The sequence below is a fragment of the Listeria rocourtiae subsp. hofi genome (assembly GCF_963575615.1).
Lineage (GTDB): Bacteria > Bacillota > Bacilli > Lactobacillales > Listeriaceae > Listeria_A > Listeria_A hofi.
The window spans coordinates 1-22,605 of sequence record NZ_CAUYTL010000016.1; the positions used below are offsets into that span (position 1 = coordinate 1).

Annotated in this window: 16 protein-coding genes; 15 read left to right on the forward strand and 1 reads right to left on the reverse strand. The window is 40.5% G+C overall.

All coding sequences use genetic code 11. The annotated features are described in order from the left end of the window. Positions 1 to 316: 316 nt before the first annotated feature. On the reverse strand, positions 317 to 1,228 hold the full coding sequence (locus R8925_RS08360) for an ArsR/SmtB family transcription factor (RefSeq protein WP_430535435.1): 912 nt from the start codon (positions 1,226 to 1,228) through the stop codon (positions 317 to 319). A gap of 456 nt (positions 1,229 to 1,684) precedes the next feature. Here R8925_RS08360 and R8925_RS08365 point away from each other — a divergent pair, with 456 nt between their 5' ends. From R8925_RS08365 to R8925_RS08435, 15 genes are all read left to right on the forward strand, one after another. Beyond that, positions 1,685 to 2,947 carry an extracellular solute-binding protein gene (locus R8925_RS08365; protein ID WP_036070046.1) on the forward strand — a complete coding sequence of 421 codons (1,263 nt, stop codon included), beginning with the start codon at positions 1,685 to 1,687 and terminating at the stop codon, positions 2,945 to 2,947. Positions 2,948 to 3,013: 66 nt separating this feature from the next. Then, on the forward strand, positions 3,014 to 3,916 hold the full coding sequence (locus R8925_RS08370; RefSeq protein ID WP_430535436.1) for a carbohydrate ABC transporter permease: 903 nt from the start codon (positions 3,014 to 3,016) through the stop codon (positions 3,914 to 3,916). 23 nt (positions 3,917 to 3,939) lie between these two features. Further along, on the forward strand, positions 3,940 to 4,782 hold the full coding sequence (locus tag R8925_RS08375; protein ID WP_430535437.1) for a carbohydrate ABC transporter permease: 843 nt from the start codon (positions 3,940 to 3,942) through the stop codon (positions 4,780 to 4,782). 106 nt (positions 4,783 to 4,888) lie between these two features. Continuing rightward, the gene (locus tag R8925_RS08380; protein ID WP_430535438.1) at positions 4,889 to 5,317 is read left to right on the forward strand and encodes a hypothetical protein; all 429 of its coding nucleotides are present in this window, start codon (positions 4,889 to 4,891) and stop codon (positions 5,315 to 5,317) included. Beyond that, on the forward strand, positions 5,314 to 7,050 hold the full coding sequence (locus tag R8925_RS08385; RefSeq protein WP_430535439.1) for a glycoside hydrolase family 2 protein: 1,737 nt from the start codon (positions 5,314 to 5,316) through the stop codon (positions 7,048 to 7,050). Before R8925_RS08380 ends, R8925_RS08385 begins: the two co-directional genes overlap by 4 nt. 112 nt (positions 7,051 to 7,162) lie before the next feature. Beyond that, the gene (ftsW, locus tag R8925_RS08390; protein ID WP_430539427.1) at positions 7,163 to 8,374 is read left to right on the forward strand and encodes a putative lipid II flippase FtsW; all 1,212 of its coding nucleotides are present in this window, start codon (positions 7,163 to 7,165) and stop codon (positions 8,372 to 8,374) included. Between the two features lie 313 nt (positions 8,375 to 8,687). Next, the gene (gene pyc, locus R8925_RS08395) at positions 8,688 to 12,131 is read left to right on the forward strand and encodes a pyruvate carboxylase (protein ID WP_430535440.1); all 3,444 of its coding nucleotides are present in this window, start codon (positions 8,688 to 8,690) and stop codon (positions 12,129 to 12,131) included. 70 nt (positions 12,132 to 12,201) lie between these two features. Continuing rightward, positions 12,202 to 13,104, forward strand: a complete 903-nt coding sequence (locus R8925_RS08400) for an ABC transporter substrate-binding protein (RefSeq protein ID WP_430535441.1) — start codon at positions 12,202 to 12,204, stop codon at positions 13,102 to 13,104. Positions 13,105 to 13,400: 296 nt separating this feature from the next. Further along, a complete protein-coding gene (locus R8925_RS08405; protein WP_430535442.1) occupies positions 13,401 to 14,207 on the forward strand; it encodes an ABC transporter permease in 807 nt (268 codons plus the stop codon). Between the two features lie 13 nt (positions 14,208 to 14,220). Then, the gene (locus R8925_RS08410) at positions 14,221 to 15,234 is read left to right on the forward strand and encodes an ABC transporter ATP-binding protein (RefSeq protein ID WP_430535443.1); all 1,014 of its coding nucleotides are present in this window, start codon (positions 14,221 to 14,223) and stop codon (positions 15,232 to 15,234) included. An 89-nt stretch (positions 15,235 to 15,323) separates the two neighbouring features. Further along, complete coding sequence (locus tag R8925_RS08415) at positions 15,324 to 16,157, forward strand: DUF6270 domain-containing protein (protein WP_430535444.1); 834 nt, start codon at positions 15,324 to 15,326, stop codon at positions 16,155 to 16,157. 197 nt (positions 16,158 to 16,354) lie between these two features. Further along, positions 16,355 to 17,302, forward strand: coding sequence for a glycosyltransferase family 2 protein (locus tag R8925_RS08420; RefSeq protein ID WP_430535445.1), 948 nt, complete (start codon positions 16,355 to 16,357; stop codon positions 17,300 to 17,302). Next, the gene (locus R8925_RS08425) at positions 17,299 to 17,736 is read left to right on the forward strand and encodes a GtrA family protein (protein WP_185343499.1); all 438 of its coding nucleotides are present in this window, start codon (positions 17,299 to 17,301) and stop codon (positions 17,734 to 17,736) included. The genes R8925_RS08420 and R8925_RS08425 overlap by 4 nt, the downstream gene beginning before the upstream one ends. Positions 17,737 to 17,751: 15 nt before the next feature. Further along, on the forward strand, positions 17,752 to 19,242 hold the full coding sequence (locus tag R8925_RS08430) for a DUF6056 family protein (RefSeq protein ID WP_430535446.1): 1,491 nt from the start codon (positions 17,752 to 17,754) through the stop codon (positions 19,240 to 19,242). A 101-nt stretch (positions 19,243 to 19,343) separates the two neighbouring features. After that, a complete protein-coding gene (locus R8925_RS08435) occupies positions 19,344 to 22,586 on the forward strand; it encodes a PA14 domain-containing protein (protein ID WP_430535447.1) in 3,243 nt (1,080 codons plus the stop codon). Positions 22,587 to 22,605: the final 19 nt, after the last annotated feature.

Below are 22,605 nucleotides of genomic sequence, written 5' to 3' on the forward strand. Positions count from 1 at the left end.
AAAATACGTATCCAAAATCTAAATGCAGATTTTGGATACGTATTTTTCTAGGTCAGAGAACCTTTTGTCTCAGACTCCTCCAGGATCCAGCTTCAACAGCCAGCCTCTCGAAATTTTCGTGGCCTCCGCAAAAGTCAAAAGAAGACTTTTACTGCGCCCCCTAACAAATTTTTTCAGAGCTGAACGAGCCCGTTCAGCACTTTGGTTAATCCGGCTTCAACGGCCAACTCCTCAAAAACTTCACGCCCTCCACAAAAAGCAAGAGCGGCTTTTTCTTACGGCCGCTCCAGTTTTTTTCGGAGCCGAGCGGGCCGTTTCAGCACTTCTCGCTATAATAAAACTTAAACTCCATATCTTTCTGGTGATTTCCGAATCCTTTTCCGAATATCGTGGTCCCGCCAATATTTTTAGCATCCTTTTCAACGGCTATACGGAATGTTAAGAGTTCTTCGGTTATTTCTAAATCATCTAAAGTTAATTCAGATAATATCTCTCCATCAAAATGTGTACCATGCTGTGAAATACGAATGGTTTTGAAGAGCCCATATTGGCTATTGGAATCCTCCCACCAACTTGGCGTGTACTTACCACGGATGTCAGAGAAATTTCCAGGACAAGTCCATGTTCCAAGCGCATGACCATTTAAATAGAAAGATATATCCGAGGGCCAAACGTTATTGGAATAAGGAAACTCAGAGGCGATTTCAAAACTGATTTCAAGCAGTTCTATCTGTTCGTCTTTTTGTAGAGGATTAGGGACTTTGTATTCGAGATAGCCTTGTGTAAACCAGATGATTTGTGCGTCCATTCGGTTGGCATCCATGAAATATTTTGGCTCGTCTACATGACCAATAAATTCTTTACTAGAAGCTAAACCGCATGTGGGTGTGACGTTATAATCGGTATAATGCCCAACTGGTAGCTCTAAGGAACGCATTTTAAAATTAGGATAGATAGTGGTCGGAAACGTAATCTCAATCTTGTCAACAACGAGCTTGGAAATTTTCTGGATGCCAGATTTTCCAGGTATTTTTTCTGTGCGGATTAATTTGGCGTTTTCCAGTTGGTTGATGTGGCGAGTGATGATAGCGCTACTCATATGTAAGGCGTGTGCGAGCTCTTTAATGTTCATAGAATTTTGTGAAAGTAGGTTCAAAATTTGAATTCTAGTATCGCTGGCAAGAGCTTCATAAACGTGAATGGAATCTTTGGAAATGTCTAATTGCATGTACAAAAATCCTCCTTTAGTTAATGGTTAGATAGATTAAAAGTAGTTTGTAAATAGTGTAAAAACAATTTAGTGAACTTATTGGTTCATCATAACATAAAATTGCTGATAAAAGAACTAAAAGTGTTGACAATAAAATTTTAGTGAATTATAGTAAAATTATAAAAGAAATTTAGTTATTAATTTACTTGATGGTTAATTAAAGAATTTCTTTTTTTGAAAAGCTTTATGTAGGCGTTTACATCTAATTGTGACTGGTGTAGATGTGGCTGGTTTTAGAGGTGTGAGTCGAGGTGTTTGTTTTTCACAGGTGGAGACTTAATCTAGAAGCTATTCTGGGTTTAGAGGCAAGAGCCACTGGGGGATTACATGCTCGCTTTGCTCGCATGCATATTGAGGCTCTAACTTAGCGAAGTACGCTTCGTAAGAGTCTCAACAAAGAGGGAGGAATATAAAATGAAAAAAATGTTAGGTCTTGTTTGTATGTTATTATTGGTTGCTGGATTGGCTGCATGTGGGGGTTCTGGTGAGGCGAAGGATACAGCTAAAAGTAAGGAAATTATTTTTTGGAATCCATTTACTGGTCCAGATGGTGCGAATATGCAAAAAATGGTGGACGCATACAATAAAACAAATCCGGAATTCAAAGTTAAAAACATGTCTTTAAAAGAGGGCGATATGTACACGAAAATTCCAACGGTTGTAAACTCCGGAAAAAATATTCCTGATTTGACGATCGTTCATGCTGAGCGTATTAAACAGTATGTGGACAATGACATGTTGTTAAACTATGATGATTATTTGGCAGATTTCCCAGACTTAAAAGCGGAAAACTATGTGCCGGAAGCTTGGAATATTGGTGAATTGGATAATAAACGATATAGTATCCCGCTCGATATCCACTCTTTCATTATGTACTATAACAAAGATTTAGTGAAAAAATATGCTCCAAACGCGCTGGACGATAATATTGTCACTTTTGATGAAATAAAAGCAGCGGGTGCGCTGGCTAAAAAGGACAAAATTGATGCAGTATCTGTAAGCTGGGTGAAACCGGTATTCCTATCTCTCTATGCGCAAAACGGCGGGAAGTTAACAGAAAATGGTGTTGATCCAACGCTTGATAATCAGCAGGCAAAAGATACGTTTAATCTGTGGAAAGACATGTACAAGGATGGTATTACAACAAAAGATGGCGAAGATTATTTCCAAAAATTCATTGCCGGAAAAGTAATATTTGCGCCAGAGGGAATCTGGATGCAGAATAATGCGAAAGATGCTAAGTTCGATTGGGGAATCACAAATGCACCGCAATTAAGCGATGATAAAAATAAGATGGTGAACTGGTCTAGCTCGCATCAATTCACGATGTTTAACAGTGAAGGCCGCTCGAAAGAAAAAACAGAAGGCGTGCTGAAATTTATCGACTGGGTGCAAGATAACTCGCTAGAATGGGCGAAATCAGGCCAAAACCCAGCATCTCTAAAAATCATGGATGAGCCGAGTTACAAGGAGATGCCACAATCGTTCTTATTGCTAAATCCAGCTGAGCAGAAATCGTTGAAGATTTTTGATTATAAGTATAATGGTTACGTTTCGGAGCAATTGGATGCGAATGGAAATGATATTATTTTCGGTAAGACGCCAGTGAATAAAGGGTTAGCAGATATGCAAAAAGCAGTGGAAGATAAGATTGCTAAAGATAAATCCAATAATTAAATCAAATAATGGGCTTGAGAATTTGCGAATTCTCAAGCCTTAGATGAAAAATTGGGAGTGATTGTAATGGAAGCAAATGCTAAAACGATAACATATAAAACAAGAAAATGGCAGTTCACACCGTGGTTATTTGCAGGTCCGCATTTAATTATTTTCTTGATCTTTTTTCTTGTTCCTGTTGTTTATGGAATTTATATTTCTTTTACGGATTGGGATTTGATTGGTACGCCTGATTTTGTAGGATTTGATAATTATCGCGAAATATTGTTTCAGAAAGATTCGACTTTTTATGAACAGTTACATAATGGGTTGCGAAATACATTTATTTTCGTCGTGTTAACCGTACCATTTTGTATTATTGTCCCGTTATTATTAGCTAGTGCACTAAACGCGAAGCCACGGCTAAATAAGCTGTTTCAATCGCTATTTTATTTGCCATCGTTGTTTGCTATTTCGGCGGTTATCATTATTTGGGGCTTGATGTTTAATGTGAGTTTCGGTCCAATCAACCAGTTTCTTGGCACGACGATTAATTGGGTAGGCACGCAGCCTTACGCTTGGATGACGCTTGTGATTGTAACGGTTTGGTGGTGTATCGGTGGGAATATGATTATTTATCAGGCTGCACTAAATGGCATTTCTCAGGATTTCTATGAAGCAGCTGAAATCGATGGTGCCACTTCTGTACAAAAATTCTTCAAGATAACGCTTCCGAGTATTCGCGCGCAGTTATTATATACTGTAGTAATGACTACTATTGCTCAGTTTAACGTTTATGGGCAACCACTGATGCTGACAAAAGGTGGTCCATCTGGCTCGACATCGGTGCTGTTAATGTATATTCAGCAAAATGCGTTTGGTACTGGCCAATCGATTGCGGGAATTGCATCTGCAATGGCTGTTATTCTCGGCTTGTGTATCATGGCTGTTTCCGCAGTCCAATTTTTCTTTTTACGGAATAAAAACTAACGGCGAGAGGGGATGGATTTCTGATGAAAAAAGATACACGTTTTATACCAAAATTAATTGCTTTTATATTCTTGCTTGTGATGGCTATCATCTGGGTTGTTCCGCTCGCGTGGGGAATTGTGACGTCCTTTAAATCGGAGGCAGAGGTTGCGACGGTGGGCTTTAAATTCCTTCCTGTGCAATGGGTGACGACAAATTATACGGAACTGCTATTTAATAATGCAGCCACGCCACTTTTAAGGTGGTTTATGAATTCAATGATTATTGCTGTATCGCAAACGGTGCTTGTACTTGTAGTAGTATCTTTGGCGGCGTTTGCATACAGTCGTTTGAAATTTCGCGGACGTAATGCCATGTTTGTTTTTTTGATGGCAACGATGATGTTTCCTAGTGTCGTGAATTTAATTCCACTTTATAAAATTATTGATACTTTCGGTTGGGTGAATAATTATTTAGCGGCTATTGTGCCGGGAGCTGCGGCTGTATTCAATATCTTTCTTGTTCGGCAGTTCATGGTGAATATTCCGATTGAATTTGATGAGGCGGCTCGTATCGACGGTGCAGGTGATTTCAAAATTTTCTACAAAGTGATTTTGCCACTTTTACGACCGGTGTTAATGGTTGTGGCGCTGTTCACTTTCACGGCAGCTTGGAACGACTTCCTGTGGCCTTCAATCGTGTTTAATGACATTGAAATGATGCCGATTACCCCTGGGCTTCAGCTGTTACAAGGGATGTATCAGGCACAACCGGCACATTTGATGGCAGGGGCGCTTGTCGCGATTGTACCGACTTTCATACTATACTTGTTCGCGCAAAAATATTTCTTACAGTCGATGGCACTATCATCTGGCGTAAAAGGGTAAGGACCGATTTTATTAAGTGTGAACAAAGCTAACTGTTAATCTTTCGATTTGTGTGAAGCTAAAATTAGCGTTTATTTAAGAATGGAAGGTCAGGAGGGATTTTTAGGTGAGTAGACGATTAGAGCGAATCTTTATTTATATCGCAGCGACTTGGCAGTTGTTGGATGGGCTGTTGACAGTCTTTGTTTATGGGATATTTATAAAGCGGCAAGGGCTAGATGTTGCAGGGCTTTCTGTGGCGCAAATGCGAGCAATGAAGGCGTTGTTTGGAAGTATTTTTAACTTTGTAGTCATCTTCGGGGTGTTATTGATCTTACTTGGGTTGTTGAATATTTATTTGGCACGGAAACATTGGAAAGACGGTGCTATTGGCTGGAAATTACCGCTTTGGTTAATCGTTTGTGGTGTATTTTCATATTTTATTATGGATATACCAAATATTTTCTTATTTATGAGCGCCGGAATCATTGGTTTGGCTAAAAATAAAGGCATGCGGCTACAGAAAAATAAGATAATTGGGGAGGAATTGGGATGAAAGAATTACATCCAAGACCGCAGTTTGTACGAGAGAATTGGGAGTTGCTAAATGGCAAATGGGCGTTTACGTTTGATGACGGGGACGTTGGTGTAGCAAAAGGTTGGTTCGAGGGCCTGCCAGCAGAGAGTGTGATTGAAGTGCCTTTTACTTATGAAACGAAGGCGAGTGGTATTCACGATGAGTCGCATCATGCAGTCGTTTGGTATGAACGTGACGTGATAGTTTCAGAAACCGAAAAAGATGTGTTGCTGCACTTTGAAGGTTCGGATTACGCCACAACAGTCTGGGTGAACGGGAAAATGGTTGGCGAACATCGAGGTTGTTATACGGCATTTGTTTTTAATGTGACGGATTATATTGCAGCCGGGGCGAATCGGATTACTGTTCGCGTTCAGGATAGTATGGATACGGCGCAACCACGTGGCAAGCAGCGCTGGATTAAAGATAATTTTGGTTGCTGGTATGTTCAGACGACGGGGATTTGGAAGTCGGTTTGGTTGGAATACGTTTCGCCAGTTCATATTGATTATGTGAAAATGACGCCGGATTTTGATGCTCGGAAAATCGATTTTGAGGTAGAGACTAACGTCTGGCATGATGATGTGACAGCGTGTGCGACTATTCAGTTCGACGGCGAACTAATCGAGGAAGTTAGTGCTACCGTGAAGGATGGTGTGGCGCGTTTGCAAGCCTCTGTTTTTGCTAAAGGTGATCCATGGAGTATGAAAGTCTGGAACACAGAGACGCCAAATCTATACGATGTCACATTCACTTTGCTCAAAGAAAATACAGTCATTGATTGCGTAGAATCATATTTCGGCATGCGAAAAATTGCGATTGAAGGCGAAAAAGTGATGCTGAATAATGAGGAGCTGTATCAACGTTTGATTCTTGATCAAGGCTACTGGCAAGATAGTGATTTGACACCACCATCTGTCGCAGCGCTAGAGCTTGATATCGAAAAAATTCTCGAAATGGGCTATAACGGTGTCCGTAAACATCAGAAAGTCGAGGATAACCGTTTCTTGTATCTGTGTGATAAGAAAGGTTTGCTCGTTTGGTCTGAGGTCGGTTCTACCTATAGTTTTAGCGATAAAGCAGTTGCAAACTTCACGGCGGAATGGCTTGATATCGTGAAGCAGAACTACAATCATCCATCGATTATTACGTGGGTTCCTTTCAATGAGTCGTGGGGTGTTGAGAACATTCACGAAAATAAGAAACAACAGCAGTTCACGGAAGGTATTTATTATTTGACCAAAACGTTCGATGCAATGCGTCCAGTAGTGACGAACGATGGATGGGACCACACAATTTCTGACATTATTACGCTTCATGATTATGAAGAAAATGGTAGAACATTTACCGAACGCTATGCAGATCAGGAAAAATTACTATCCAATGCATTCCAACACAATCAGTTCCGTCACCCGTTCGCTAGCGGTTATGAAAACATCGGAAAGCCAGTAATTATCTCTGAGTTTGGTGGTATCGCATTCCAATCAGAATCTGGCTGGGGCTACGGCAATCAAGTGCAAAATGAAGCAGCATTTTTAGAGCGTTTTGAAAATATAACAAGTGCCATTCAAGGGCTTGATTATATCTCTGGCTTCTGTTATACGCAAGTTACTGATGTGCAACAGGAAATCAACGGCCTGCTCACGATTGATCGCAAAGCGAAGGTTGATTTAGCTAAAGTATGTAGCATCAATGAGAGACGTAAAAAATAATACCTTCATAATGAGTCATCCTTATCATTTCTTTTCAAGCAAGTTTCCTATATAATGGAGAGATACTACAGTAGGGACCTTGAATAAGGCTCGAAATGATTGGACGATGTGTATGTTTAAAAAAATGTTGAAATCCTATGACTATCCTCTTTTAGCGGTATACATCATTGTATGTCTGTTTGGGTTGATCATGGTTTATAGTTCTAGTATGTTTGTCGCGATTAACAAGGGATGGGACCCCGCGACATTCTATAACAGTCAATTAAAAAATTGGATTATCTCGTTGTTCCTGTTGGTTTTCTTCGCTGTGTTCCCATATAAGATTCTTCAAAATAACAAAATGTTGATGCTAATCATGTTTGGGTCTGTCTCGCTTTTGCTACTTGTCTTAGCATTCGGAGACTCGGCGAACAATGCGCAGAGTTGGTTGGAGTTAGGGCCAATTCGGATTCAGCCTTCTGAGTTTATTAAAGTATCGATGATTGTTTATATGGCTGCGGTATACTCGAAAAAGCAGCGTTACATTGATGATTTTAACCGTGGAGTTCTGCCACCCGTTTTGTTTTTAGTTGTAATCTGTTTCTTGATATTATTACAACCAGATATTGGGACGGCCGCGATAGTTTTCTTGACGGGGTGCGGTATTATTATGGCATCAGGTATGCGACTCAAAACGATTTTGAAATTAGTAGGATTAGGGTTGCTTATTTTAGCTGTTTTATGCGTCATCGTCTTTCTATTACCGGAAGATATTCGTTCGAAACTGATTACAACGAAGCGAATTGGACGAATTACAAGCTTTCAAAATCCATTTACGGATCATGGTGCGAGTGGGTACCAGTTGGTGAATTCATTTTATGCGATTGGCTCTGGTGGCTTTTTTGGTCAGGGGCTCGGCGAAAGTGTGCAGAAGCTGGGTTATTTACCGGAGGCATATACTGATTTTATTAGTGCGATTATTGCAGAAGAGCTTGGTTTTTTTGGTATTTTGGTTACGGTTGGTGGTATTTATTTTATCGTTTTGCGTTCAATCACAAATGGCATGCGTGCCCATGATTCGTTCGGTTCGTTGCTCTGCTATGGCACCGCGACGCTCATTGGGATTCAGGCGTTTATTAATCTAGGCGGTGCGGCCGGAATGATTCCACTTACTGGGGTGACGCTACCATTCACGAGTTTCGGTGGATCATCGCTCATGTCAATGTCGATTTTGGTTGGAATTGTACTGAATGTATCGATGATGAATAAATTCCAGAAGAATTATGGTTCAGAAAAGGATTTGGCGCAATCTGCAAAAGTGGCGCAACCACGACCACAGAGGTAGGAATAGGAAAACGGGCTGAGAAATTTTGGCTCGTTTTTTCTATCGGAAAGTATCAGATACGCTGTATTTTTTCAAAAATTATTGTATATCTGATACTTTAGCTGGGCGTTAGTTTGGAGAAGCTTGAAACCTTGATACAATGCACTTTTGATAAATTATCTGAACATTTTTTATAAAAATCAGAGAAAACAATTTACATCTGGGGTACTTTAATACTATAATTGTCTGATATACCGTTTTTCTCCATGACGGTAATAATGTTAGCAGCTATGTATATAGAAAAATTAGGTAGTGTAGGTTAGGAGGAAAAAAAATGAACAACATTAAAAAGGTATTAGTTGCCAATCGTGGTGAGATTGCGATTCGTGTGCTTCGGGCATGTACGGAACTAAACATTAAGACAGTAGCGATCTATTCGCAAGAGGATACGGCGGCGTTTCACCGTTATAAGGCGGATGAGGCTTACCTCGTAGGGGAAGGAAAAAAACCAATTGATGCATATCTGGATATCGATAATATTATCGAAATTGCCAAGATAGCAAACGTTGACGCGATTCATCCTGGTTATGGCTTTTTGTCGGAAAATATCGACTTTGCCAAGCGTTGTGAAAAAGAAGGCATCATTTTTGTAGGACCTAAATCGAAACACCTAGATATGTTCGGTGATAAAATTAAAGCAAAAGAACAAGCTTTACTTGCGGACATCCCAGTTATCCCAGGCAGTAATGGGCCTGTGGCAAACGCGGAAGAAGTAGCTGCATTCGGAGAAAAACATGGCTATCCATTGATGGTAAAAGCTTCTCTTGGTGGTGGCGGACGTGGCATGCGTGTGGTTCAAGGACCGGAAGATGTAAAAGAATCATTTGAACGTGCAGGATCTGAGGCAAAAGCAGCTTTTGGAAACGATGAAGTGTACGTGGAGAAATGTGTCGTGAAACCAAAACATATTGAAGTGCAGATTTTAGGGGATTCTCACGGAAATATCGTCCATTTATTTGAACGTGATTGCTCAGTACAACGACGTCACCAAAAAGTGGTAGAAGTGGCACCATGTAATGCGATTACGTCTGAATTACGTCAGCGTATTTGTGATGCTGCTGTGAAATTAATGAAAAATGTGGACTATCTAAATGCCGGAACAGTAGAATTTTTAGTATCTGGTGAAGATTTTTATTTCATTGAAGTAAACCCGCGCGTGCAAGTAGAGCACACTATTACTGAGATGATTACAGGAATTGATATCGTTCAATCGCAATTATTTATCGCGGACGGTAGTTCCATACATGATCAAATTGTGGGCATTCCGCAACAAGAAGATATTCGCATTAACGGTTCAGCGATTCAATGTCGGATTACGACGGAAGATCCGTTGAATAACTTTATGCCAGATACTGGTCGTATTAATACATACCGCTCAACTGGTGGTTTTGGAGTGCGTCTTGATGCTGGGAATGGTTTCCAAGGTACGATTGTAACGCCTTTTTACGATTCTTTACTTGTAAAATTATGTACGTGGGGCATGACGTTTGAACAAGCTTCACGCAAAATGATTCGTAACTTGATTGAATTCCGGATTCGTGGCGTAAAAACGAATATTCCGTTCTTGCTAAACGTAGTACAGCATCCTGATTTCATTAGTGGAAACTATAATACATCGTTCATTGATACGACACCTGAATTGTTTGATTTCCCGAAAGTGCGTGACCGTGGTACGAAGACGCTTCGCTACATCAGTAACGTGACAGTGAATGGCTTCCCTGGTATTAAGCATCGTGAAAAACTGGTGTATGACGATTTACGCATTCCGAAGATTCCTTTCGATGCAAAAATCGAACCGGGAACGAAACAAATTTTGGATGCAAAAGGTCCAGCTGGTATTGTCGAATGGGTAAAATCACAAGAAGAGGTATTGCTGACAGATACAACGTTGCGTGACGCGCATCAATCACTGCTCGCGACGCGTGTTCGTTCGAAAGATATTTTCCAAATTGCTGATCCGATGGCGCATTTATTACCAAACATGTTCTCTTTTGAAATGTGGGGCGGGGCGACATTTGATACGGCTTATCGATTCCTGAATGAAGATCCATGGGTGCGCCTAGAAACATTGCGTAAACAAATTCCAAACGTGATGTTCCAAATGTTATTACGTGGAGCGAATGCTGTTGGCTACAAGAATTATCCAGATAATGTGATTCGCGAGTTTGTGAAGCAGTCTGCGCAAAGTGGCGTCGATGTGTTCCGTATTTTTGATAGTTTGAACTGGCTAAAAGGCATGGAAGTGTCGATTGAGGCCGTTCGTGACGCTGGTAAAGTGGTCGAAGCTGCGATTTGTTATACGGGCGATATTGAAGATGCAGCGCGTACGAAATATAACGTAGATTATTATAAAAAGATGGCGAAAGAACTTGTGGCGAAAGGTACGGATATCTTGGCGATTAAAGATATGGCGGGACTTTTGAAACCACAAGCGGCGTATCGTCTTGTAAGCGAATTAAAAGACACCATCGATGTGCCGATTCACTTGCATACGCATGATACGAGTGGTAACGGAATTTATACGTATGCTGCTGCTGTTAGTGCGGGCGTGGATATTGTCGATGTTTCATCTAGTGCGATGAGTGGTGCGACATCTCAACCGAGTATGACTGGACTTTATTACGGTCTTGAAAACGGGAAACGTCAGGCGATTTTAAATGCGCATAATTCACAGATGATTAACCATTATTGGGAAGATGTTCGTAAATATTACAAAGACTTTGATAATGCGCTGAATTCACCGCAAACCGAAGTTTACATCCACGAAATGCCAGGTGGTCAATATACGAACTTACAACAACAAGCCAAAGCAGTAGGCCTAGGCGATCGTTGGGATGAAGTGAAAGACACGTACGCGGTCGTAAATGAGATGTTTGGCGATATCGTGAAAGTAACCCCATCCTCGAAAGTAGTCGGTGATATGGCGCTGTTCATGGTGCAAAACGACCTTTCTGAGCAAGATGTATACGATAAAGGCGAAACGCTAGATTTCCCAGATTCAATCATCGAATTCTTTATGGGCGAGATTGGTCAGCCGTACGGTGGATTCCCAGAAAAACTACAAAAACTTGTTCTGAAGGGACGCACGCCTTTGACAGAACGTCCTGGTGCTTTGATGGAGCCGGTTGATTTTGAAGCGGTTCGCGCAGAGCTAGCTGAGAAGATGACGACAGGAGCGCCAACGGATCATGATGTGATGTCTTATATTCTATATCCGAAAGTGTTCTTAGACTACTTAGCGATGATTGAGAAATACGGTGACGTGACGGTGCTTGATACGCCAACCTTCTTTAAAGGAATGCGCTTAGGAGAGACGGTCGAAGTGGAGCTTGAAAAAGGTAAAACACTGATTATCAAACTCAGCTCGATTGGTGAGCCAATTGCAGATGGAACGCGCGTGATTTACTTCGAGCTAAACGGTCAGCCGCGCGAAATCTCGATTCAAGACTTCAATGTTCAGTCAACAGTCGTGACGCGTCATAAGATTGATACGACCAACCCAGAGCATGTCGGCGCAACAATGACAGGTTCCGTGATTAAGATTGTTGCTGAAAAAGGCCAAGAAGTGAAGAAAGGCGATCCACTTCTAATTACCGAAGCGATGAAGATGGAGACGACAATCCAAGCTCCGTTCGATGGCAAAGTCAACGCGATTTTTGTCACAGATGGAGACACGATAGAATCAGCAGACCTTCTTATGGAAGTAGGAAGAGTCTGACACATAGAACGCAGGAGGAGTCGGGACATCAAATGCCCGGCTCTTTCCATTTTTGAAAAGGAGAATCCAAATGCATTTTAAAAGCATAATCACGATGTTAAGTCTAGCCATTATCTTCGTTTTAGCAGGATGCGGTGCACAAACGACAACTGAGAAAACAGCGAAAAAAACAGAATACATAGCAACAGACGCTACAAGTGCCGAAATCGAGCTTAGCGCTAAACCGAAAAAGATCGTTTCGCTGATCCCGAGCAATACCGAAATTTTGTATCGTCTCGGTCTCGGTGAAAATGTCATTGGAGTTACATCGAGCGACGATTATCCAGCGGCTGTCAAAAAAGTTCCCATTGTTGCGACAACAGAAATCAACGTCGAGCAAATCATCGGCATGAAACCCAATCTCGTTCTCGGGCACGCCTCGATGATGAGTTACAACAAAGATGCTTACGATCAAATCAAAAAAGCCAGCATCCCGCTCTTCGTCGTAGAAGATGCACTAACCTTTGACGCAGCGTATGAAACGTTCAACCAAATCGGCGACCTCACAGGCACAACTAAAGAAGCCGAAAAGCTAGTCTCATCCATGCAAGCGACGGACAAAAGTCTACGCAAAAAAGCCGACCGAAAAGTCAAAACAAAAGCGAAAGTTTGGTTCGAAATCAGCCCGGATCTTTATACCGCAGGCCAAGATACGTTCATCAACGAAATGCTGACCAACATCCAAGCAACAAATATCGTCTCCGAAAAAGGCTATCCACAATATAGTGAAGAACAAGTGATTCAAGCCGCACCAGATGTTATTATTACTATTTATCCTAATGCGAAACAAGAAATCGCCAAACGCGCAGCATGGAAAAACATCCCTGCGGTGAAAAATAATCGCGTCTACGAAATCGATCCATCCATAGTGAGCCGTCCTGGGCCGCGTTTAATCGAAGGAGAAGAGGCCTTATTCCAAGCCATCTATCCATAATAATTTAATAGAAATACAGGAATTTACTTTACAAATGCGCACTTTTGAGGTAATTTAACATAAGGTGGGTTTTTACAATTTTAGCAGAGCCTATCGCAAATACGAAGAAATCGATCTACATTTACGGAAGAATCAACGGAAAAACAGCCTAGACAAACAACCCAGAAACGCGTAAACGACATCATTATGTGCCTTTTTCTAAGAACGAAGGGGTGGAGCCTATACGATATCTAGCAAATGATTTTCGGTTACGGAGATGAGTTAACCGCATTATTATTCCGGAAAGAAGTGTTTTTGTGAAACAAGTATTAGAAGTCCTAAAAGAACAATTTAAGTACGCGCCAATGATTTTTCGAATTGCGCGTTATGAAGATAAAGCTACCTATCAAAGCCATTATCTAGGCTTAGCGTGGCAAATTTTAAACCCATTAATTCAAGTTGCGATTTACTATTTTGTATTTGGATTTGCCATGCGTGGGAGATCTGGTGTAGAAGGTGCGAGCTATATAGAATGGATGCTAGCTGGTATTATTCCGTGGTTTTTCATTAGTGCAGTCATCCTACAAGGAGCAAATAGCATTTTCAATAAGATTCATATGGTTTCAAAAATGAAATTCCCGATGAGCGTGATGCCAAATATTACAATCGTATCGAATTTGACAAGTTACGTTACGATGATGGTTATCTTTTTTGCACTGCTCTTCATCAAAGGTGCCCCAATTTCAATGTATTGGGTTCAATTTTTCTATTATTTTGTGGCGATGATAGCCTTCTTATTCAGTGTGACCTTGTTAAATGCCACCATAAGTGTACTCGTTCGTGATTATTTCGTATTTCTACAATCTGTCCTACGAGTCCTATTTTACGTATCAGGTGTTGTCTGGAACTTGAACACGATGTTACCAGGCTGGGTTGTTGATATTTTGAAATTAAATCCAATCGTTTACATCATAGAGGGATTCCGAGACAGCTTTGTCGGGCATAAAGGCTTTTGGCAAGAACCGTCCTACACGGTCTATTTTTGGCTCATCACGCTCGTTTGCCTCTATGTCGGATCTGTATTACACATGAAATTCCGCGAACGCTTCGTGGATTATTTATAGGAGGTAAGGACAAATGGGAAAAAATATCAAAGTAGCATTCAAACATGTGTCCAAAGAATACGACCTCTATCAAAATAAATCCGATAAAATCAAAGGCTTATTCTTGCCAAAAAGTAAACAAATGCAATCCTTCTGGGCATTGCGCGATGTCAATTTCAACATTTACGACGGCGAAACAGTCGGCCTAATCGGCATCAACGGCTCCGGGAAATCAACTATTTCTAACATCATGTCCGGCGTCATCCCGCCAACTCAAGGTGAAGTAGTCATTAATGGTGAAACATCCCTCATTGCCATCGCAGTCGGCTTAAAAGGCCCGCTCACAGGTTACGAGAATGTGCGCTTAAAACTACTTATGCACGGTTTGAAAACATCTGAAATCAATGCTCTCATGCCAAGCATCATTGATTTTGCTGATATTGGCGATTTCATGAACCAGCCAATCAAAAACTACTCCAGTGGTATGCGTTCACGGCTAGGTTTTGCGATTTCGGTTCATACCGATCCCGATATTCTAGTAATCGATGAAGCCTTATCTGTAGGTGATCAGACGTTTTATAAGAAATGCGTCGATAAAATTACCGAGTTTAAAGAAGCCGGTCGTACCATCGTGTTCGTCAGCCATTCTTTAGGCCAAATGAAGAGTCTTTGCGATCGGATAATATGGATGCACTACGGTCAAATTCGCGAAATGGGAGCAGCCCAAGAAGTAGCCGACAAATACGACACATTTGTACGCTGGTTCAACGGTCAATCCAAGTCTTACAAAAAGGAATACCAAGACGACTTCAAACGCAAACAAAAACGCCCACAAAAGGTTATTTATCCAAATCCAAATGCAAATAAATATCGACTGACTTGGTTCGATAAAATTGCGCTGACGGTGCTCATTGCGCTGGCGATATTCTTTGGGTATTGCGTTGGAACTGGGCAATCGGTGCTGGGGATGTTTAAGGCTAGTGATGACGGTCAGCCGGTTGTGAGTGAGACGGTGAATGTGGTAAGTAAGACCAAACAGCTTTATTAGTTCACGAAGAAATAGTATAATGAAAGCAGACAGTTAAATATTAGGCTGTCTGCTTTTTTTGAGAGAGCGTATTTGAAGGGGAGAAATCAATGAAAAAAATTGCAGTACTTGGCAGTTGTGCCACACGCGATAACTTTAATTCCATTTTTAATGCTGATTATAAGAAGAAATTTGAATGTGTCCTCATGCAAAATCAGAGTTCGATTATTTCCATGGCATCTAATAAAAGAGCTAACCCTGTTGTAGCGGCTGATGATTTTTCCGAATACGATGAGTGGTGCGTTAGATCAGATTTTACAAAAGAGTTTTTTGATCACTTAGAAAAGTTACAGCCAGATACAATTATTGTTGATTTGTTTGGTGATGCCCATTTTGGTGTACTGGAGATAGAGCCAGATCAATACGTATCGAATAATCGTTGGAAGCTTTGGCGGACGGCGTACTATAAAGATACGCTGAAGGGTAAAGTTGATGAATTATCTATTGATAAAAATCGTGAAGCATACATGGAGCTTTGGCAAAAATCGTGGGATATCGTTCTTGGTAAGCTGAAGAAAGCATCACCTAAAAGCAAGATTATTTTGCATAAAATCCAGAATGTGAAAGAATATTATAATTTTGATGACAATCGCTTTGACATTGCAAGTTCTGGTAAGGTCAAGAACATTGATGTGGATTATTATAATGAGATATTGAATGAAATGCACGCATATATTAAGAAGAGCGCTAAATCGATTAAAACGATTGATATATTTGCTGGCAAAAAAGAATTTTTAAGTTTTGATGAACATCCATGGGGACTTTTTTATGTGCACTACACGATGGATTATTATCCCTTGTTTATGAATAAACTTATTGCAATTGAGAAGGAAAATAGTTGGTTTAGCGTTTTTAGGAAGAAAAGAGAAAGAGTTGCCGAGTAGTTCTGATAATCAGTTATCAGCAATAAATATTCATGGTTCGATTTGATTAAGATTGAATAAAAATAATCTGGATTTCCAGGTTATTTTTTTATGGTAACCCATATTATGCCATGTTTCTCAAGACTTTCCTTTTATGAATAAAATTTTTCTGTTATACTGAACGAGTATGTAAAAAAACAATGAGGATGTAGAAAAATATGAAATTATTAACAATCTCGGTACCCGCTTACAATGAAAGTGAGGTACTGCCACACTTGTACGAGCGCATAAAGGAAGTTATGGCCACGGTTTCGGATCGTTATGATTATGAGCTTTTGTTCATTAATGATGGCAGTTCGGATAATTCTGTTCAAATCATGAAAGAGTTGCGCGCCAAGGATTCTCACGTTTGTTATGTGGATCTTGCTCGGAATTATGGGAAGGAAATTGCGATGGCTGCGGGATTTGATTATGCAAAGGGCGATGCGATGGTAACAATGGATGCTGATTTACAACATCCGCCAGAGCTAATACCAGAAATGTTACTACTATGGGAACAAGGCTACGAAGATATTTACGCGAAACGGAAAGTCCGTGAAGGCGAAACATGGCTGAAAAAATACACATCGAAAAAATATTATCAATTACTCCAAAAAATGTCGAAAACCCCGGTTCTTCCAGATGCAGGCGACTTTCGTTTATTAGACCGCCGCTGTATTGATGCGCTCAAAAAATTACGGGAAACACAGCGCTACTCCAAAGGACTGTACAGCTGGATGGGATTCAAGAAAGTAGAAATCGAATTTGATGCTGCGCCGCGTCTTGCGGGAGAAACAAAATGGAACTATGGTTCGTTGTTCAACTTAGCGCTGGAAGGAATGACTTCATTCACGACTACGCCACTCAAAATTTCCTCTATCCTTGGATTTGTTGTGTCAATTGCAGCTTTTATTTATATGATATACATATTCATTGCAACACTTATAACGGGGAACGCCGTCGAAGGTTTCCCAACATTGATGATTGTTATTTTGTTTTTAGGTGGAATTCAGCTGATTTCGATAGGGATTATTGGAGAATATTTGGGTCGAATTTTTAATGAAGTGAAAGGCCGTCCGTTATACTTTGTCGAAGAATACAACGATGAGAGAGAGCCGATAAAATGAAAAAGATACAGGAACTAATCGCTAACTTTAGAAAAAATCATGCCAACCTATATAGCATTATTATGTATATCATTATGGGCGGGTTTACGACAGTCGTGAATATTGTATCTTTCTGGCTATGTAACTCGGTTTTGGGAATTGATTATGTGACATCTAATACTGTCTCTTGGGTGGCATCGGTTGTTTTCGCTTACGTGACGAACAAGCGCTATGTGTTTGAAAGCTATACCCCAACTTGGAGAGACCGCGTTCGGGAAGCATCATCATTCTTTGGCTTTCGCTTTTTAACGTATTTAGTCGATTTAGCGGTTATGGTTATTCTGATTAGTGGATTAGGCACGAATGCGCTTTTGGCGAAAATATTAACAAACGTGATTGTGCTCGTGTTGAATTACGTATTTAGTAAGTGGATAATATTTAAAATTAGGAATTAAAAAGGTAGGTTAATTATGATTCGAACAGAAAGAAATTGGAAATTATTAAGTATCGTAGGGTTTTTAGTATTTTTATTTTATATGTATATTGCATATCGCACGCCGTTAACACATGACGATTGGACATGGGGGATGGCTAAAGGTATGGAGCGTTTCCATGAAGGGTTTAAAGATTATAACGGACGCTATTTTGGAAATTATACAGAGTTGTTAATTACTCGTGTAGACTGGTTACGTATTTTTATAATGGGTTTATTCGGAGCCTTACTAGTGATATTACCAGCTTTAATTGCAAAGACGAATTCGATTGGTGTCTATTTACTTAGTTTCTTACTTTTCTTAACAGTACCAGCGAATATGTTTGCGCAAACGTATGGTTGGGCGGCTGGATTTTCTAACTATAATACAGCGGCTGTCTTTACATTAATTTTTTTGCTAGTCGTAAAAAATGTATTTTATGATAAAACTCCTAAATATAGCATTTGGTTGACTATTTTGATGGTTCCGTTAGGTATTATCTCGCAGTTATTTGTGGAGCATGCAACGCTCTATAATATAATTGCTGCGATTTTTATTATTGTCTGGGCATTTATTAGATTTCACAAGTTTTTCTGGCTACATATTACGTATTTAATTTCTACGATTATTGGTGCGGCCATCATGTTTTCAAATGGAGCTTATGCAAGGATTTTTAGCGGAGAAGACACATATCGTAGTGTTGATAGTGACATGGGTATTTTTGCGAAAATGTATGACACGTTTAAAACGACAATGTATCAATATCTCGTGATGAATAATGTTGGATTGAATATCGTACTAGCTCTTATCGCGATTTTTGTTTTAGTGAAAGTAGCGCAAAATGTTTCAACAGTTAAACTTGTTTTCAAAGGGTTTTTCATCATAGTTTTAACGATTTATCCTTTATATCAACCGGTTGTTAAGGGGATATTTGATATTTCATCTGAAACAACCACCACATTTGAAGCTTATTTATCTTTATTATTCTATTTAGTGTTAGTTGCGACTGTGTTGATGTTTATTCCAAAAGCTGGTCTGAAAGCAGAATTAACTTTCTATCTTATTTCTGTTGTAACGCTTGCAGCACCTTTATTCTTTGTTACGCCATTTGGACCACGTAACTTTATTATTTGCTACATGTTCTTTGTTCTCTTCGCTGTTCGGACGGTACAATTTTTACAAGAAGAGGGGTATCTCAATTTACGAGCGCTTTATTTGCCTCTATTTGCTTTAGTTATGGCGTTCGTTTTAGCGTATTCTTACGTATTCACACAAATTGGTCAAGCAAATGATGCGCGAGTTAAAAGCATGAAAGAACAAGCTGCAGCGGGTGAGAAGGTTATCGTTGTGAAAAGATTGCCATATCAACAATATTTATGGATGAGTACACCGATTCAGGATGGTCCTCATGCACCCATTTTTGCTGAGTATTATAAATTACCTAGTGGAGTGACCCTAAAAATAGTTCCTTACAAGACCACAAAATGACACCATTGTAATGTTGTTTAAACCCGACAAGTGTGAAATAATAGAGCTGTACGCAATTTATTTCAAGGAGGTAAGGGTCAATCAGAAAAAAAATAGTAATAATGGCGTTAGGATTTGCTGCGACGTGTGCGGTTTTTGTGATGAAAGAACCGTTGCAGGCTGATGCGGCAACTCCGAGTTCGTGGGAAGCGAGCTATTATAACAACAAGACGCTATCTGGCACCCCGGTCTTAAAACGGACGGAGAAGGATCTTCATCTGGATTGGGGTTATGGTTCACCGAGCGCTGCGCTTCCAGTAGACGGTTTTTCTGCGACATTCCGTAAAACGATTACGGTTGGTACAACAGCAGATTACCGTTTAATTGGGCGCGCCGATGACGGGATTCGTGTGTATGTCGACAATAAGCTTGTGTATGACAACTTCAAACCGAGCATGGCGAATTTGAACATGACAATTCCGTTAACAGCAGGAACACACGAAATCCGAATCGATTATCTTGAAGCAGGTGGCGCAGCATACATTACCGCGGATTTAGTTCGTGCGGATGAATGGCATGGCGTGTATTTTCCCAACAATAATATGACGGGTAATGTAAAGTTGACCGAGAGCATCGGCAATAAGACATATCTGAATAAAGTTTGGGGCTACGGATCACCTGGTGCAGGTATCGGAGTTGATAATTTCAGTGGATTCTTTTCAAAGCAGTATGATATTAAAGAAGCTGGTAATTATCGTTTTGTTGGAAAAGTAGACGATGGCATGCGGATTTACGTAGATGGCAAGGCAATTGTGAATAGTTGGGATTCTTTTCAGGATAATCTAAATGTCACAATTCCATTGACAAAAGGTAAACACCAAGTCACTGTACAGTACCGTGAAAAGTCTGGCGCGGCTCATTTGCAAATGAATCTCGTGAAAGCAAACGCTTGGTATGAACAGTATTTTAACAATACGACATGGGGCTTGAATGCCGTCCATACGGCAGTGGGTTCAACAGCGAATAAACTGACGCATAATTGGGGCACAAGCTCACCACATGCTAGCGTGAATAAAGACAATTTTACAGGTATTATGGATAAACAAATTGAGGTAGCGACGGCTCGCGATTACCGAATTATCGGGAATGTAGACGATGCAGCCGCGATTTACGTAGATGGCAAGCTCGTGACGAATTTAACGACACGCGGTGAGTTTAATACGGTTGTTTATTTATCAAAAGGCACACACGATGTTCGGATTAAGTTTAAAGAAGGCGGCGGCGCAGCATATGTTAACTTTAATGTTATCGATGCTAATGTTTGGTATGCTAAATACTATCCGAATGAAACTGTATCTGGCTTTCCGTATGCTTTTGACGAAGTAACTAGTATGACAACGATTGCGAAGAATTGGGGCACAGGTTCGCCAAACAGCGCGGTACCAAATGATCATTTCTCTGCAAGGATGCACCGTCAAATCGAAGCTCCAGAATCAGCACACTATCGATTCTATGGTGACGTGAAAGACGAAGCAATTATCTACATGGATGGCAAGAACATGGGCACTGTTTCCGGTCAATACAATCAGGTAATCTGGGTTCCAAAAGGCAAACACGCGATTACAATTGTGTATAAACATAAAACCGGTGCGGCTTCCATCAATATGAACATCGAAAAACTTGATAAATGGTTTGCGCGCTACTACAAAAATACCAATATGACTGGTGCTTATGTAGCTAAGCTCCACGACACGCAAACAGCATTTTATCAAAACTGGGCATATGGTAGTCCAGATCCAGCCATTCCAAGCGACAATTTCTCAGCAGTCATTGAAAAGCAATATACCGCTCCTAAAACAGGGAACTACAATATTGTAGGACGTGCGGATGATGGCATGCGCGTAACGATTGATGGCAAAGTTATTTTTGATAACCGCGGTCAAGCGTATGTGCGCGAGGAGAATTATGTTATCCCATTAACGCAAGGTACGCATAACGTGAAGGTTGAGTATGTCGAACGCACAGGTGCGGCATCTATTGATTTTAATATTTTACCAAGCAATACGTGGTTGGCGAGATATTATCCAACAGATAACTTCTCTGGACGTCCTGTATACAAAACGATGAGTAGTATTAATGATAACTGGGGAGCAGGAAGCCCAGATCCGAGCATTCCAAATGACCGCTTCACGGCTCGCTATGAGTCAACATTGAACATGGCGAAAGACGGTAATTATGAAATATCGGGTCGCGCTGATGATCGTATCCGCGTAAAAGTGGATGGTCAAGTCGTTTATGAACAATGGACGGCAGGCTTAAACAATTACAAAGAAACGATTCCGCTCACAAAAGGAAATCATAAATTCGTCATTGAGTATATGGAGGATACTGGCTCGGCAGCTCTATCATTCAATATCAATTATGTAACCGGTATTGAGAAGAATTATCGCACGCAATCGTATACTTCTACGTTGGCTCAAGCCTTGGCAATTCAAATGCAAGGTTCACCACAAACAAGTGTCAAACCACCGAACACTTACGTTCGTAGTAATTTTGTCACATTAAATGCTGGTGGGGCAACGGGGAAAACAACGGCTGCAACGAGCGTTCGTGATACTGCTAATCCAAATGCTTTTGTAGTTGGGCCGCTCGCGAAAGATTTAACAATTACCATTACAGGAACTGTTACAGGTACTGATGGTGCGAAATGGTATAAATTCAATTACACTCGTGCATGGGTTAATGCTTACCAAAAAGATGTGCAGTTTTATATGGATCCGAACAATTTTGTGAAAGATTCTAAAGAGTATTTGCAGTTCCTTGTGCTTTCAAAACCAGCAGGGATTAATGTGGCAGAAGTGAACAGCAAAATCCTCGTGAACAAAGGAATTTTAACTGGGCAAGGTGAAAGCTTTGCAACGGCTGCGAAAACGTATCAGATTAACGAAATCTATCTGATGTCACATTCGCTCCTAGAAACAGGAAACGGCTCATCACAGCTTGCAAATGGCGTGCTAGTAAGTTCTGTTGATGGTCAGCCAGTAACGCCGAAACTTGTGTACAACATGTACGGAATCGGTGCTGTTGACAGTAATCCGTTAAAAGGTGGCTCCGAGTATGCCTATAAACAAGGCTGGGATACACCTGAAAAAGCAATCATTGGTGGTGCGCAGTTCGTAGCGCAAAACTATGTAGCAAGAGGACAGGACACTATCTATAAAATGAGATGGAATCCTGCTAATCCAGGTGTCCACCAATACGCAACAGATATTAGATGGGCAGTGAGTCAAACGACGAATATGTACAACATGTATAACTTGCTCACAAGCTATATTCAAGACTTCGAAATACCAAAATATAAATAAAAAATGCTTGGGGTTTCAG